Here is a 15,156-nt window from a genome sequence, read left to right as displayed (position 1 = left end):
GAGAATTATTTCTGCATCGCCGGTGTAGCGCCGCTTTTTCGCCTAGCCTAAGGATATTCGATGCACCGCCACCATTTCCCGATCCTGCTGCTGGCCTTGCTTGTGCCGGGCTGGGCCGCTGCACAGCAGGGGCTTGGCAGTGCCTTGCGTCAGGGTGTCGGCGGCGTCATCGATGGCCTCACCGATCTCGTTCCGCTGGAGCGGATCTCGCCAGTGCAGGCGGCGCGGGACTTGGCTGCGGCGCGGATCGACCGCCTCAGCGCCTTTGTGCGCCAGAATCGGGAAGCGATAGCGTTCGACGATCGTGGCAACCCGTCCGTGCGGGGTATCGTGCTCGTCGCTGGCGCACCCGATGAAGCGATTTCTGCTATCCGGAGTGCGGGCTATGGAGTCGAGCAGGACAGCATCGAGGGACTTGATATCGCCTTTGCGCGAGTGACCTTACCAGCAGGCACTGACTTGAGCAAAGCGATGCAGCACATCCGCAAGCTCGCGCCCGGTGCGGAAGTCAGTGCAGACACGGTCTACTTCGCGAGTGGCCTCACTCCGGCAAATAATGGCAAACTTGCTGGTGCGGGCCCCGCAGGAATCGGGGCTATCGGCCTGATCGACGGCGGCGTGGCGGCGCATCCCGTGCTTTCGGGAAGGATCGAGCAGCGCGGCTTTGCAAAGGGTGCGCCCATGCCGAGCAGCCACGGTACTGCGGTCGCGTCACTGATCGTCGGGAAGGGCGAAACTACAGGCTCGGCGCCGGGCGCGCCGTTGCTGGTCGCCGACATCTACGGCAACGATAAAGCCGGTGGCGGCGCACTTGCGATTGCACGGGCGCTCGGCTGGATGGCCAGCCGGCGGGTGTCTATCGTGACCGTCAGTCTGGTAGGTCCTGCCAACCCGTTGCTCGGTCGAGCGGTCGATCAGGCACTCTCGCGCGGCATGCGCATCGTTGCGGCAGTGGGCAACGATGGCCCCGCAGCACCACCCCCTTACCCCGCCTCTTACCTGGGTGTGATCGCCGTGACGGGCGTAGATGGACGCAATCGCGTGTTGATCGAGGCGGGTCGACCCAAGCATCTCGATTATGCGGCGCCCGGCGCGGACATGCGCGCAGCCCGCGCAACCGGGGGCGTCATGCGCGTAAGGGGCACATCCTTTGCCGCGCCGCTAGTCGCTGGAAGGCTCTATCAGTTGCGTAATGTTCCCAAGCCGCTGAGCGCGCTCGACGCCGAGGCGATTGATCTTGGCGCAAAAGGACCCGACACCGTCTTTGGACGCGGCCTCATTTGCGGGAAGTGCAGAAATAGATTATAATTTATAGGTACTTACGACGCCTCTTTCGCCCGACGGGATTAAATCCACCTCGCGCTCCGTTTCCTTGTCAGACCTCGACAAAGGAGATGTGACATGAAAGCCAATATGATTTCGGCGCTTGGGCTCGGACTGATGCTCTCAACTGTTCCTGCGTCCGCGCAACTGCTCGGCGGAAGCGGTGGGCTGATGGGGGGCGGCGGCCTTGGCGGTACGCTGGGCGGACTCGGCCGGAGCACGGGAAGCGGGTCTCTTGGAGGCGATCTTTCGGGTTCTGGATCGCTGGATCGCAGCGTCGATAGGCGCTCGGGCCGCGTGTCGGCCGGCGGATCGGGCTCGGGCAGCGCCGCAGGATCAGCAACCGGCTCCGGCAGTGCGCTTGGCCGCAATGTTGATGGCGCGCTGGGCGGCAACGCAACAGGGTCAGGCAGCGGGAGCGTCACGGCCGACACCCTCGGCACCGACGACGTTCGAAGTGCCGTTGGCACGACGCGTAACGCTGTAGCCGGCGCTGCCGGTACGGCACGGGACCGCGCTGGCGGCGTTTCGTCAAACGCGCGCGATCGCGCAGCCGACGCAGCCGACGCAGCCGGGATGGCCCGCGGTGCGGCACTGGGCGCAACTGCGTCCTCTGTAACGGGCGCTGGGAACGCAAGCGGTTCGGGCACGGCGTCAGGAACAGGCGCGGCCAATGGTGCTGGCATGTTCGCCATTAGCCCAGGCATGATCGTCGAGGACGCAAGCGGTCACGCGATCGGCACCGTCCAGTCCACCCGCACGCGTGCCGATGGAGTGATTGATCGAGTGCTGGTGCGGACGGGGGACCGCGTTGCTTCCCTGCCCGCTTCCAACTTCACGGCGTCCGGCAACGTCCTTACGTCCACCATGACGAAGGGCGAAGTGAAGAAGGAAGCGAAGGGCCAGGAGCCAATAGCTGACCCTGAGTAAGTATTGCTGGCCAATGTTCATTGATGTGGGAATGGAAAGACGCCCGCCGAGTCCGTACACGGACCGGCGAGTGTCGATCCTTGCAGCCATTCAGCAGTCGGCCTGTGCGTCCCAGGAGCAGGTTGTCCGATATGGCATCAGCATCCTCGTCTGGCTTCAGAAGGGAACTTCCTCGCCTTGGAAGTCGAACAGCTTACCGCTATCGATGGCCTTCAACCCCTCGACAACGTCCAGTAACTGTAAGGCAGCGCGATCTGCATTGAACAGCCGTCCCGCCTGAACATTGCCTTGGAACGGGCGAGACAGGGCCGTGTCGACCGTGCCGGGATGAAGTGTCACCACAATGGCGCGGTCATTACGACGGCGTTCCTCAATGGCAAGGGTGCGGACCAGCATATTGAGCGCTGCCTTCGACGCACGATAGCCATGCCAGCCGCCTGATCGATTGTCACTGATCGATCCGACGCGTGCCGACAGCGCAGCAAACACCACGCGCCCCGTCTTTGGCATGATCGGCAGGAAATGCTTGGCGACGAGAGCGGGTCCGATCGCATTAACAGCGTAAAGCTGGGCCAGCCAATCTGCGTCCAGATCGCATAGCGCCTTTTCAGGGCCGTATTCTCCGGAATGTAGCAGGCCGGTGGCGACCATCACCAAGGTTGGCGCCGGACCTTTCGCAACATGCGCCGCGGCAGCGGCGATGCTCATCTCGTCCAGCAAGTCGATATGCAGCGCGCCGGTCCGTGACCGCGCGAAGCCATGAACGACCTCGAATGCGCCCTCTTCGACCAAAGCAGCTTCCAAAGCTCTGCCAATGCCACCGGAAGCACCGATGATAACTGCGGAAGCTCTGCCTGCGGCGTTCATTGGCGAGTGAACCGCCAGCGGTCGGGCTCGCTTTCTTTCCGGTCGAAAAGGTATCCATCGCTGTCGAAGCCACGCATCGCCTCCACATCAGTGATGTGATGTTCGCACAGCCAGCGCGCCATCATACCACGTGCGCGTTTGGCGTTGAAGCTCACGAACCGCGGGCCGTTCGGGCCAGGCTCGCGAAACTCCACGTCGATCACCCGCGCGCCCGCGAGCTTTCCTTTGACGGCAGCGAAATATTCCTGGCTGGCGAGGTTGAGAATGATGCCCGATCCCTCTTCCGCAAGCTGCCCAAGTAGCAGTTGCGCGATTCGGTCTTCCCACCAGTCGGTCAGAGACTTGCGGCGTGGCGCCCAGCGCGTGCCCATCTCAAGTCGGTAGGGCCGAATGGCGTCGAGCGGTCTGAGCAGACCGTAAAGGCCAGAGAGTATCCGCACGTGGTCTTGCGCGAACGTCACGCCCGCCGCGTCCAACGTATCCACCTCAAAGCCGGTGTAAACGTCACCTGCAAAAGCGAATAGCGCCGGCCGTTCAGGCAGAGAGGCGAAGTCGCGAAAGCGATCGGCGTTGAGCTTGGCGAGGCGCGGAGAAATGTGCATCAGCTCCGACAGCCGCTTCTGCGTGAGGTTCGCCGCCGATCGTGCGAGGCTGCACGCTTCTGTTGCGAAATGCGGTCTCGAAGCATCAAGCGGCGGCAGCGGGCGTTCGAAATCGAGCGTTTTTGCAGGGGACAGCAGAGCGATCATCGCCGCGGCGGTAGCGTCCGCTGGCGCATGCGTCAAATAGCTGACATGATGATGTCCGTCCGCTGCTGGCACGGTTCAGCATGCCCCTTGTGACGTTCAAGGAAGTCTAAAGCATGTGGCCGATTTTTTGCAGTTGCAGGCTGAAGGGTTCCGGAAGTTGAAGGTAAGATTGCCACCGCTGGTGAGCATTTTTGTGCCTCAGACGCTGCCGACCAGATCGAGCCGTTCGGGTGGCGGTTCGCTTGGTTGCAGAGCTTTGCATCGGTTTGTAGCACTTCGTGCCCGAGTTACCGACAATACCACCTTAATTATCTGTCGTTCATGTGCCGGACAGGTAAATCGAAACACGCAGAACATCCAAAGCGTCAAAGCAGCATCAGGCTGCACAGCTTACGCGAGGAAACGGAGGGGTGCTGACAACCGAAGACACCATCGGCGCCGACGGCCGCACGCGACGCTGCGATCCGCACGCCTGACTGATCGACTTTTTAAGGAGTAGCCAATGAGTTTCATTTCTAACAGTCCCAAACTTCTTTTCCTGGTTGCCACGCTGGCCGGCGGAAGCTTCGCCAGCGCGTCAGCCCAAACGCAGGAGCCAGCCGAGGCACCGCTCTCGGTCGACGTGTCTGACACGAGCCCCCCGGAACGGTCCGAAATGTCCAAAGGGCCCGACATAGAGGGCATCATCTCCGCGCGCAGCGGTAACAGGCTGCAAGTCACCGCCGCCGACGGTACGAAATCGATTATCACTATCGATGATTCCACGCGCATCACCGCCAGCAAGGGGCTTTTCGGTCTCAACAGCGACAAGCTTGCGGCGACCTCGCTGCTCAACGGCCTGCCGGTGACCGTAAGGACGTTGCGGTCGGGGGATACCCTTCTGGCAAGTCACCTCAAGCTGACCGGCAAGGATCTCAAGACTGCCACGATGATCCACAACGGTACTGACCAGCGCTTTGCTGAACAGACCGCGGCCACCGAGGCGCTGCGTGGTCGCATGGGCGACATCGACCAGTACAACATCAAGAGCACGACCAACGTGAACTTCGACACAGGCAAGGCAGCCCTGTCGTTGCAGGCCAAGAACGAGCTCTGTGCGACAGCCACCGCGGCACAGAGCATGGACAATGCCCTTCTGCTCGTGGTGGGCTACACCGATTCCACGGGAACCCCTGAATTCAACCAGACGCTTAGCGAGAAGCGTGCGGGTGGCGTGGTCAATTACCTCCAGCAGGCCTGTGGCTGGAAGCCTTATCGCATGCTGACTCCAACCGGCATGTCCCAGGCGGACCCGCTGGCGGACAACAATACGGAAGAAGGCAAGGCGCAGAACCGCCGCGTGGCGGTGAACGTCCTAGTCAGCAAAGGCCTTGACGGCTTGTAAGATTGCTAGGGGCGGGTAATCGGCCCGCCCCAGCTTTTTGGACGCAAATCAATGCACGCCTAAACACCGGTGCGGTACAGCTTTGGAGGACTCACGGTGGTGGAATGGCGCCGCCAAGCCTCCATCCTTGTGCTGCAAAAATTTGCCCGCGTTTTCCAGACGAACTGCCGGCTCGCCTTGTTTCTTTCGCCGCCGTCGTCCAGCCGCGCTATGGTTCGACAATGAACCGCTATGACAAACGCAGCCGTGCGCTGGCCACCTGCCTTTCTGCCCTGGCGGGATATGTCGATGCAATCGGCTTCCTCTCGCTGGGCGGCTTCTTCGTCTCCTTCATGAGCGGTAATTCTACCCGGCTCGGCGTCGGGCTCGCACAAGGCTCGACTGTCGCGGTCATAGCTATCGGGCTGATAGGCACGTTCCTGGTAGGCGTAATTGCCGGATCGTTTACTGGGCATATCGCTGGACCTCATCGCCGTCCGGCGGTGCTCGCGCTGGTCACGATGCTCCTAACGGTGGCGGCCGCTTGCGCTTCTGCCGGATTTCCTCACGCCGCTATCGTTGCGGCCGGTCTGGCGATGGGTGCGGAGAATGCCATTTTCGAAAGTGATGGCGAGGTCCATATCGGCCTGACCTATATGACCGGCACGCTAGTCAAGCTCGGCCAGCGGATCACGGCGGCGCTGCTCGGAGGGGAACGGATGGCGTGGGCGCCCTACCTGCTGCTCTGGCTCGGTCTGGTTGCTGGCAGCGTGGCAGGCGCCTTGGTCCATCCGTATCTAGGCCTCGGCGGTCTGTGGATCGCGGCGGGCGCCGCTGCCGTGCTCGTCCTAAGCGCCGCGAAAATCGGTCCCGATGGCGATGGGCCGATGTCCGCTTAACCAATAGGCGTCGTGGCCCCTGCCGAGCTAGGAAGACCGTGAGTGCGCGTTACCTCTCCGCGGGGCACGAGAGCTTGGTCTTTGCCGCCCCATCTGCGACGTGCCTCCCGGTAGGCCGCCTTGTGGTCGACCATCGGAGCAGGCAACGGATTCTTGAGCCACAGCCACGGCTCATGTCCAAAGCCGGCCGGAACCGTTTCCAGTTCGGGCAGCCAATGCCTGATGTAAGTCTCGGATGGGTCGAGGTCGTGCCCTTGCTTTACTGGATTGAGAATTCTCGGTCCGCGATCCTGCATGATAGTGCCATCGTTCAAGCCAACTTGCAGCCAGGTGATGCCAGGCTCATAGTCGTTGAACATCTCCGCAAGCGCGCCGCCCACCTCAGCGGCGGGAAGCTGAAGCAGTTGGACCCCATATGAGGTGACCAGTTGACGCAAGCGAAAATTGATCCATCCGGTGGTAGCAAGTTCGCGCATTGCAGCGTCCGGCATCGGAATGCCGGTGCGCCCTTCTCGCCACGCGCGTACCCGGCCCTCTTGCGCGTCATTGAAGGCAATATGGGGCGTCTTGTCCTGGTACCGAGAGAATAAGGTCATGAATCCCGTTCTCATTCCGATCCTGCTGCGGAAATGCCGGAAGGATGCGCCCTCCGTCGAACGTGAGCGATCAGGGTTAGCGGCTTTCCAGAGCCGTTCAGCCTTGACCGTTTCCCATATCGCACGGTCACTCGAAAGCGTTCCGGCGGCAAAATGAGTAGAAAGCAGACTGGAACTGGCGCGGTCCCGGCCCGGTGTCCACATGTCGGCAAGGTAATTGCGTTCCGGAAGCTCCTGCAAGAAAGCCCTGAGCAGCAGGATGGGATGATCTTCGGGCAACTTGTCGGACTCGACGAGCCGGTCGTCCGATAGGAACGGGCGATCCGGTTTTGCGCCACCCGGACCTAAGCGGCGGATCATCTCGCCATTGACCGTCAAAAACGGAATGTTCGCGGATTGCAGTTCCTGCTCCCACGCGATCCGATAGCCGTTCTCGATCGCCATGCCGTCGGCGGCATTTCGGATGACGGAAGTGCATTGCAATCGACGACAGGTCGCCGCAAGCGACATGATGTTCTCGGGACCCACCAGCTCGAACGCAATGCCTAGAGCGCCCAGTTGCTTGCCTATGCGACGCTCGGCAGCGTCTTCCAGCTCCAGCCTTAGCGGCGTCCGGCGTGGCCGGCCGCGCGCTTCCGGCGCGATCCGAACGACAGCCAGACCATCGTCGGCGCATTTGGACGCCATGGCAAATGCGAGATTGTCTTCCAGGCGCAGATCTTCCGCCAAAAGGAGTAGTCTTTTTCCAGGCGGGAAGGGTGGCATAGTCGGCAACTTCCTCAATTCGGCTTGACCACGCGAACTGGCGTTGGATGCAGCAAGCTGCCGGCCCGACGAGCGTCGGGACCGACAGCTTCAGCTGGCAAACTCCTGTACGAAGGCGTTCAGGCAGCAGCGGCTCGATTGACGCTGGCCTTGGCGACTTCGGTGTAGCGACGGTCGAGCGCGTAGCACTCGCCGATCATCTGCCTGAGCCGTTCGGCGTGAGCCGGCATCCCAAGCGCTTCGGCCGCCGCGCCTTGTGCGCCATAGGCAGCAATGAAGTAATGGAGTCCCGTCTGCTCGCCGGTCAACAGCGCAACGTCGACGATCTGGGGCTCTTCGGCTGCCTCCAGTGACAAGGCGACGCCCTCCCCGATGCCCTTCATGATCTGATCGACAAAACCGTTCGGTTGCTCGCCAATGTCGTTAAGGAAGCCGACGAACGCGGCCTCGTGCTGCTCCAGCAGCGCTTTGCCATCAGCCGCCAGCGCCTTCGCGTCAGTGTCGCTGAAGGACCGTTCCGCCTTCGATGCAGCCGCGACGCCCTGCTCGCAAGCCGATCGAACGGCGTGGGAACCTGCCTTGTACCAGTCCATGTAAGCTGCTTTTGACATTAGCTGTCCTCGGTTTGTCATCGACAGCTGCGCAGACCGAAGAAACCTGCACAACGTGCAAGCAGAGAGAAGCGGTAGCGTAGCTAACGAGAAGTTGATTGATGTAGAGCGATCGCCTCCATCCATAAAGGAGGATATCGTCCATTAAAGACGCATCGGGGCGATCATTGTTCCACAGGCTGAGACAAATGCCAAAAAGCAGGCGTCGCGCTGTCGTCGCGAGCCCGTAGCCTCAGCCTTTAAGCAGGCCGGTCGCCGTCAAGAGGACAATCGCTTCTTCGATATGGCGGCTGACTTGGTCTTTCAGCAATTGAGGATCAACGCCGAAGGTTGCTTGAAAGCTGATCGGCTGGAGTGCAAGTTCGACAAAGCGGCAGGCGGTCGGCAAGACGCTCGCAATCGAAGTGGTTCGGTTCGGACCGATGATCGCGTCTGCGACGAAGCGCGCTGTACCATCGAAGCTCATCTGATATCCGAGAGTTGCCAACGCCGGAAACTTGCCGGCTTCTGCCGCAGTGATCCGCATGAGCGCGACGCACCTCGCGTCCAGCATCACGCGGGCCAGTTCGTGACCGATGTGACGCAGTCTGCTTTCGACGCTGCCTTGGACTGGGGCCGCCTTCAGGTCGTCGAACATTGCATCGATTGACCGCTTCACGACAGCCGCGAACAACTCTTCCTTGTTAGCATAGCGCCCGTAAAGCGTCGATTTTCCCGTCCGCGATCGTTCCGAAACCTGGTCCAGCGTCGTTCGCCCGAAACCCTGTTCCAGGAACAGCGCCGTTGCGGCGTCGAGCACACGCTCATCCACCAGGCCGCGATCTTCCGACCGGGGCCGGCCTCTCCGGGGGCGATCGGTGAAGGGAGGCTCAGCCATCGGCGCGCAACTAAATCCAATCCAATGGCTTTGCAACAAAGCACGATATCATCCTTGCAATTAATGGACGATATCCTACATTTATTGTTCTGCTAGCACGGGGCCGGCGGACTGAACCAGCAGAACAAAGGTCACGACGATGGTGCAGCTCGACAGCAGCGGCCTGCCTGAGCAGTTCGAACGCTGGTTCGCTGACCGCGGTTGGACGCCCCGTCGGCATCAACTCGACATGATCGCGTCGGCACGTCAAAACCGGCATGCCCTGCTCGTCGCACCGACCGGCGGTGGCAAGACACTAGCCGGCTTCCTTCCCAGCCTTATCGACCTCGCCCATCGGCCAGCCGAACGGCGAGTTCGGGGCATTCACACCCTCTACATTTCGCCGCTCAAGGCGCTGGCGGTCGATGTGGCGCGCAATCTCGAGACGCCGGTTGCCGATATAGGTCTCGACATTACCATCGCTAGCCGCTCCGGCGACACCAGTTCCGCGCGCCGGGACCGACAGCGGACCCATCCTCCCGACATTCTCCTGACGACTCCTGAGCAGCTTGCCCTGTTCTGTGCTTGGGATGGAGCAAGAAATTGGTTTGCATCGCTCCGCTGCATCGTGCTCGACGAAATTCATGCGCTTGCCCCGTCCAAGCGCGGAGATCTCCTGTGCCTGGCCCTTCAACGCCTCCAGTCGTTCGCCCCCGCTGCGCGCCGGGTGGGGCTGTCGGCAACGATCAAGGATGTCGACCGCCTCCGCGATTGGCTGGCGCCTGGCGCGGATGGGGCCACCGTCGATCTGATCCTGGGGGATGGAGGAGTCCCTCCGCAGGTCGACGTCCTCGTTCCTGAAACGGAAGCGCCCTGGACGGGCCATCACGCGCGCTATGCCCTGCCCGACGTCTACGCGGCGATCCAGACGGCCAGAACCGCACTCATCTTCGTCAACAGTCGCTGGCAGGCGGAATTCGCGTTCGAGCAGCTGTGGAAGCTGAATGAGGCATCCCTGCCGATCGCGCTCCACCACGGCTCCTTATCTGTCGAACAGCGCCGCAAGGTCGAGGAAGCGATGGTTCGCGGCGAACTTCGCGCCGTCATCTGTACATCGACACTGGACATGGGAATCGACTGGGGTGACGTGGATCTCGTCATCCAGTTGTCTGCGCCCAAGGGTGCCTCCCGCCTGATCCAGCGGATCGGTCGCTCGAACCACCGAATGGACGAGCCATCCAAGGCACTGCTCGTACCGGCGAACAGATTCGAGGTACTGGAGTGCTTCGCCGCACAAGGCGCCGTGGCTGAAGGCGAACTGGATCACGAACCGATGCGCAGCGGTGCACTCGATGCTCTTGCGCAGCACGTCATGGGTGTTGCCTGTTCAGAGCCGTTCGACCTGGTGGCTCTGTACGATGAGGTGACGGGCGCGGCCCCGTTCCGGAATTTGGCTTGGGAAGACTGGGAAGCCGTCGTCGATTTCGTGGCAACGGGCGGATATGCGCTGCGCACCTACGAACAATATCGGCGCATTGCGCCCGGACCCGATGGCCGCTGGGCAGCGACCGGCCCTGCCGTGGTAAAGCGGCACCGGATGAACAGCGGCGCAATCGTCACCGACGGCACATTAAGCGTTAGGATCGCCGGACAGAAGACGCTCGGCACCGGTCGCAAGATCGGTGAGGCGGATGAAAGCTATTTCGAGCAGTTGAGTGTCGGCGATACGTTCTCGTTTGCGGGCCGGGTCTGGCAGTTCAATGGCATCAAGGGGGTGGATGCCATGGTGACGCTGGCTTCCGACCCGAATCCAAAGCGCCCATCCTGGGGTGGAACGCGGCTGCCGATTTCTCCATCGCTCGCACGACGCGTACGACAGCTGATCGAGAAGCCCGATAGCGCGCCGCTCCCCCCCTACATCCGCGAATGGCTGGAAATGCAGCGGGAGCGATCGGCGATCCCCGCGCCACACGAACTTCTGATCGAAACTTTCGCGCACGAGGATCGGCACTTCCTCATATGCTATCCCTTCGAAGGCGTGCTCGCGCACGGCGCGCTGGCGGTCCTGCTGACGCGGCGTCTGGCGCGGCTCAACATCGCGCCGATCGGCTATACGATCAGCGACTATGCCATCTGCATCTCCGCGAGCCGGTCGCTGGACCATGTCGATTTCGACCAGTTGCTCAAGTCGGACATCCTCGACGACGACCTGGAGAATTGGCTGGCCGACACGTTCATGGTGAAGCGCAGCTTTCGGGATTGTGCCGAGATTGCCGGTCTGATCGATCGCCGGCTTCCGGGATTGGTGAAGACCGGGCGTCAGGTCACGTTCTCCACGGACCTGATCTACGACGTCCTGCGTCGGTATCAGCCGGATCATCTTCTGCTTCGGTGCGCTTACGATGATGTCGCCGGAACGCTTATCGACCGCAATCGGCTGATGGATATGCTGGCGCGCATCAACAGCCGGATCATCCACCGTGCGCTCGACCGTCTCTCACCCTTCTCCGTGCCGGCCATGATCGCGATCAATCCGGAGCAGGTGCAAGGCGAGCAGGACGAAGATGAGATGCTGATCGAAGCTGCGGAACGGATTGCCATGACGGCGATGTTGCCGGCCTCCATTCCCACGAAGCGCGCCGCTCGCCCGCGCAGCGTCTCCCGAGGTCGCCTGTCATGACCCGAACCAGTGATCTCCTCACCCTGACCCCGGCCGGTCTCTACTGCCCGCCAGGTGACTTTCACATTGACGCGACCAGAGGCGTGCCACGCAACCTGGTCACCCACGCGCACAGCGACCACGCGCGCGGCAGACATCAAACAGTCATGGCGACCGAAGAAACCCTGGATATCATGGAGCTGAGGCTCGGGCCCGCCTTCTGCCGGAATCGCCAGACGATCCGCTACGGGGCGCGTATCATAGTTGGCGATGTCCGGGTCAGCTTCCATCCGGCCGGGCACATCCTGGGTTCCGCGCAGATCGCGATCGAGCGTGACGGGTTTCGAGCCATCGTATCCGGGGACTTCAAGCGCGCGGCCGATCCGACCTGCACTCCGTTCGAGGTGGTCACCTGCGATGCCTATGTGACCGAAGCCACCTTCGGGCTGCCGGTTTTCGCGTTCCCCGATCCCGACGATGAGTTGGCTCGACTGCTGGAATCACGCGCGATGTTTCCTGAACGCACGCATGTCGTGGGGGCCTATGCGCTTGGCAAGGCGCAGCGCGTGATGCGCATGCTGGCGGTTGCCGGGTACGATCGGCCAGTCTGGTATCACGAGTCGATTGCGCCGCTTGCGGCCTATTACGGGCGTCGCGGCATCGACCTGGGCGACATCCGCCCGATAGCGGACGCCAGCCCGAAGGCGCTCGCAGGCGAAATCGTGATCTGCACGCCGGGCGCTTTAAAGAATGGATGGGCCGAGCAATTTCCTGATCCCTTGATCGCCACGGCGTCCGGCTGGATGAATGTGCGTGCGCGAGCGCGTCAGGTCGGGGTACAACTTCCGCTCGTCATCTCCGACCATGCCGACTGGCCAGCGCTCTGCGCCACCGCTTTGGACGTTGGCGCGAGCGAGTTATGGGTCACACATGGCGAAACGGAGGCGCTGGTTCACTGGGCGGCCCTGCAAGGGCTGGATGCGCGGCCGCTCGACATCATCGGCTATGGCGACGAAGACGGCGGCCCTGAAGTGGAAGGTCCAGCATGAAGACCTTCGCCACTCTTCTAGACCGCCTTTCGTTCGAGCCGGCCCGCAACGCGAAGCTCCGGCTCATTGCAACCTATCTGGCGACCGAGCCCGATCCGGATCGCGGGTACGCCCTTGCCGCCCTCACCGGTTCGCTAAGATTTCGACATGCCACTCCGAAGCTGGTCCGGGTGCTGCTGCGCGAACGCGTCGATCCGGTGCTGTTCAATCTCAGCCATGAATTTGTCGGCGACCTCTCCGAGACCGTCGCCTTGCTATGGCCCGAACCCGCCGAGCGCGGCAGTCCACCGTCCCTCTCGGAAGTGGTGACGACGCTGGAGACGATCAGCCGCGCGGCCTTCCCGGCGCAGTTGGCGCAATGGCTCGACGCACTCGACCGTATCGGCCGCTGGGCATTGCTCAAGCTCATCACGGGATCGTTGCGGATCGGCGTCTCGGCCAGGCTCGCCAAGACTGCGCTGGCGCAGGTCGGCAATCGCGATGTCAACGATATCGAGGAGATATGGCATGGCCTCACGCCACCGTTCACCGCCCTTTTCGCGTGGCTGGAAAACGTCGGCCCGGCGCTGACATCGGTGAACCCGGCCCCCTTCCGGCCACCGATGCTCGCTCACCCGTTCCTTGATCGCGATGCGGCGGCACTGGACCCGACCGAGTTTTCCGCGGAATGGAAGTGGGATGGCATTCGCGTTCACGCGGTATCAGGCCAATGCGGGAACGAACCCTGCCTTTCCCGGCTCTACTCGCGGACCGGGGAAGACATCTCGGCGGCGTTCCCCGATCTGATGGCCAGCATGGCGACAGACCGGTTCGGAGCGGCAACGGTGGACGGGGAGTTGCTCGTGGTCCGTGACGGTGTGGTGGAAAGCTTTGGTGTCCTCCAACAGCGTCTCAACCGGAAGACGGTCTCGTCGAAGATGGTAGCGGAATATCCGATTCACCTGCGCGCCTACGATCTCCTTGCTGAGGCTGGCGAGGATCTGCGACCGCTGCCCTTCACGGCGCGGCGCGCGCGATTAGAAGCCTTCGTTGCCCGTCTGGCTGACCCTCGTATCTCGCTGTCGCCCCTCGTGCCATTTTCTGACTGGGACGACCTCGCCCGCATTCGTGCCGATCCCGAGGCTGCTGGAGCTGGTACCGACGCACCCGCGATCGAGGGTTTGATGCTCAAACGACGCGATGCCGCCTATGTGTCGGGGCGACCGCGCGGCCCGTGGTTCAAGTGGAAGCGGGATCCCTTCAACGTGGACGCCGTGATGATGTATGCGCAGCGCGGTTCGGGGAAACGATCGTCGCTCTATTCCGACTTCACCTTCGGCGTTTGGCACACTGGTCCGGACGGCGACGCGCTGATCCCGGTCGGCAAGTCCTATTTCGGTTTCACCGACGAGGAACTGGGGCAGCTCGATCGATACGTTCGTGAGAACACTGCATCGAAGTTCGGTCCGGTACGCGAGGTTGTCGCCAATGCGGAGCAGGGGCTCGTTCTGGAGATCGCCTTCGAAGGCCTGAATCGATCGAAGCGCCACAAGTCGGGTGTGGCGATGCGTTTTCCCCGCATCTCGCGGATACGCTGGGACAAGCCGTCGATAGAAGCCGACCGCCTGGACACGCTCACTGCCATGCTCGACCAGAAGAGGATTGCCGCAGTATGACCGAGCACGTTTCGCCGTCCCGCCTCGCCGCGATCTACGACATCCTGTCACGCACCTATCCGACCTACGAGGAAATGGATGATCCCTGGATGTCCAATGGTTTGTCCGCAACGCCGTTCCGGCATCTGGTTTCGGGCTGCCTGTCGACCGTCACAGTCACCAAGCGAGTCGTCAGTGCGGCAGTTCCGTTGTATAAGCGCGTTTCGACGTTCCAGGAGCTTCTCGCGCTCGATGACGAAGAACTCCGATCGATCATAAAGCCGGTCGCCCACTACAATCGCAAGACGGCCAACCTAAAAGTCCTCTGTGGTTGCCGCCCGTGAGGCAAGAAGTTTCTGAACCGTTGAACAGGTGATCGAGCGCGGTCTTCTGTCAGGCCTTTGATTGCAGCGTTTTCCAGAAGCCGCCGGCCGGTATGGTGATCCGCGGATCAGGTCCAAATCTGATTCACGAGCTCGAAGCTCGGGACTCTTAACTGGTTTTCCTGATCCAGATCTGTTCGATCATTTTGCCCATTCGGGTCGTCGCCTTCTCACTCCCCCTTGCCAGCTTGGGCCTTGCGCAGCCTTTCTATCAGGCGGCGATTGCCGTTGCCGGGGTTCGATAATCTTCCTGTTTCGTCAACATCGCCCAGATCATCCGGGCCATCTTGTTGGCCAACGCGATTGCCACCAGCAGCCGTGGCTTGCGCGCCAGCATGCGGGCTAGCCACGATGTTTCTGGGATCGATTTTCGGCCCATCCAGTTCAATCGCGACATTGCGCCCATGATAAGCAGCTGGCGAATGTCGCTTTGCCCAGCCTTGGAGACGCGGCCATGACGTGTCTTGCCTCC

13 protein-coding genes and 1 pseudogene are annotated in these 15,156 nt (G+C 61.8%); 8 read left to right on the top strand and 6 right to left on the bottom strand.

Annotated elements, in window-relative coordinates; translation table 11 throughout:
• Positions 1 to 60 precede the first annotated feature (60 nt).
• Both QHC67_RS11395 and QHC67_RS11390 read left to right on the top strand, forming a co-directional pair.
• A complete protein-coding gene (locus tag QHC67_RS11395) occupies positions 61 to 1,308 on the top strand; it encodes a S8 family serine peptidase (protein ID WP_319294403.1) in 1,248 nt (415 codons plus the stop codon).
• Positions 1,309 to 1,401: 93 nt separating this feature from the next.
• The gene (locus QHC67_RS11390) at positions 1,402 to 2,253 is read left to right on the top strand and encodes a hypothetical protein (RefSeq protein WP_319294401.1); all 852 of its coding nucleotides are present in this window, start codon (positions 1,402 to 1,404) and stop codon (positions 2,251 to 2,253) included.
• Positions 2,254 to 2,409: 156 nt separating this feature from the next.
• On the opposite strand, the gene QHC67_RS11385 is transcribed toward QHC67_RS11390, so the two are convergent.
• Both QHC67_RS11385 and yaaA read right to left on the bottom strand, forming a co-directional pair.
• Positions 2,410 to 3,120: an SDR family NAD(P)-dependent oxidoreductase gene (locus QHC67_RS11385; protein ID WP_319294399.1), complete on the bottom strand. Its 711-nt coding sequence runs from the start codon at positions 3,118 to 3,120 to the stop codon at positions 2,410 to 2,412.
• Entirely contained in the window at positions 3,117 to 3,869 is a 753-nt protein-coding gene (gene yaaA, locus QHC67_RS11380; protein ID WP_319294485.1) for a peroxide stress protein YaaA, read from the bottom strand. The genes QHC67_RS11385 and yaaA overlap by 4 nt, the downstream gene beginning before the upstream one ends.
• A 502-nt stretch (positions 3,870 to 4,371) precedes the next feature.
• On the opposite strand from yaaA, the gene QHC67_RS11375 reads away from it, so the two are divergent.
• Positions 4,372 to 5,253 (top strand): OmpA family protein, encoded by an 882-nt coding sequence (locus QHC67_RS11375; protein ID WP_319294397.1) that lies wholly within the window; start codon positions 4,372 to 4,374, stop codon positions 5,251 to 5,253.
• Between the two features lie 221 nt (positions 5,254 to 5,474).
• Positions 5,475 to 6,131, top strand: a complete 657-nt coding sequence (locus tag QHC67_RS11370; protein ID WP_319294395.1) for a YoaK family protein — start codon at positions 5,475 to 5,477, stop codon at positions 6,129 to 6,131.
• On the opposite strand, the gene QHC67_RS11365 is transcribed toward QHC67_RS11370, so the two are convergent.
• The 3 genes from QHC67_RS11365 to QHC67_RS11355 form a co-directional block, all read right to left on the bottom strand.
• The gene (locus QHC67_RS11365) at positions 6,128 to 7,456 is read right to left on the bottom strand and encodes an FAD-binding domain-containing protein (protein WP_319294393.1); all 1,329 of its coding nucleotides are present in this window, start codon (positions 7,454 to 7,456) and stop codon (positions 6,128 to 6,130) included. The genes QHC67_RS11370 and QHC67_RS11365 overlap by 4 nt on opposite strands.
• 155 nt (positions 7,457 to 7,611) lie before the next feature.
• Complete coding sequence (locus QHC67_RS11360; protein WP_319294391.1) at positions 7,612 to 8,103, bottom strand: DUF892 family protein; 492 nt, start codon at positions 8,101 to 8,103, stop codon at positions 7,612 to 7,614.
• Positions 8,104 to 8,335: 232 nt separating this feature from the next.
• Positions 8,336 to 8,980: a TetR/AcrR family transcriptional regulator gene (locus QHC67_RS11355; RefSeq protein WP_319294389.1), complete on the bottom strand. Its 645-nt coding sequence runs from the start codon at positions 8,978 to 8,980 to the stop codon at positions 8,336 to 8,338.
• 139 nt (positions 8,981 to 9,119) lie between these two features.
• Between QHC67_RS11355 and QHC67_RS11350 the strand changes: the two genes are divergently transcribed.
• The 4 genes from QHC67_RS11350 to QHC67_RS11335 are packed head-to-tail and all read left to right on the top strand — an operon-like array spanning position 9,120 to position 14,645.
• Positions 9,120 to 11,639 carry a ligase-associated DNA damage response DEXH box helicase gene (locus QHC67_RS11350; protein ID WP_319294387.1) on the top strand — a complete coding sequence of 840 codons (2,520 nt, stop codon included), beginning with the start codon at positions 9,120 to 9,122 and terminating at the stop codon, positions 11,637 to 11,639.
• Positions 11,636 to 12,667: a ligase-associated DNA damage response exonuclease gene (locus QHC67_RS11345; RefSeq protein WP_319294385.1), complete on the top strand. Its 1,032-nt coding sequence runs from the start codon at positions 11,636 to 11,638 to the stop codon at positions 12,665 to 12,667. Before QHC67_RS11350 ends, QHC67_RS11345 begins: the two co-directional genes overlap by 4 nt.
• Positions 12,664 to 14,322, top strand: a complete 1,659-nt coding sequence (locus tag QHC67_RS11340) for a cisplatin damage response ATP-dependent DNA ligase (protein WP_319294383.1) — start codon at positions 12,664 to 12,666, stop codon at positions 14,320 to 14,322. The genes QHC67_RS11345 and QHC67_RS11340 overlap by 4 nt, the downstream gene beginning before the upstream one ends.
• A complete protein-coding gene (locus QHC67_RS11335) occupies positions 14,319 to 14,645 on the top strand; it encodes a hypothetical protein (RefSeq protein ID WP_319294381.1) in 327 nt (108 codons plus the stop codon). The genes QHC67_RS11340 and QHC67_RS11335 overlap by 4 nt, the downstream gene beginning before the upstream one ends.
• Before the next feature lie 250 nt (positions 14,646 to 14,895).
• On the opposite strand, the pseudogene QHC67_RS11330 reads toward QHC67_RS11335, so the two are convergent.
• A pseudogene (locus QHC67_RS11330) lies at positions 14,896 to 15,156 on the bottom strand (IS110 family transposase); the annotation flags it as partial.

The organism is Sphingobium sp., from assembly GCF_033795625.1.
Taxonomy (GTDB): Bacteria; Pseudomonadota; Alphaproteobacteria; order Sphingomonadales; family Sphingomonadaceae; genus Sphingobium.
The sequence above is the reverse complement of the archived record's forward strand: the minus strand, read 5'-3'. Positions and strand labels throughout refer to the sequence as shown.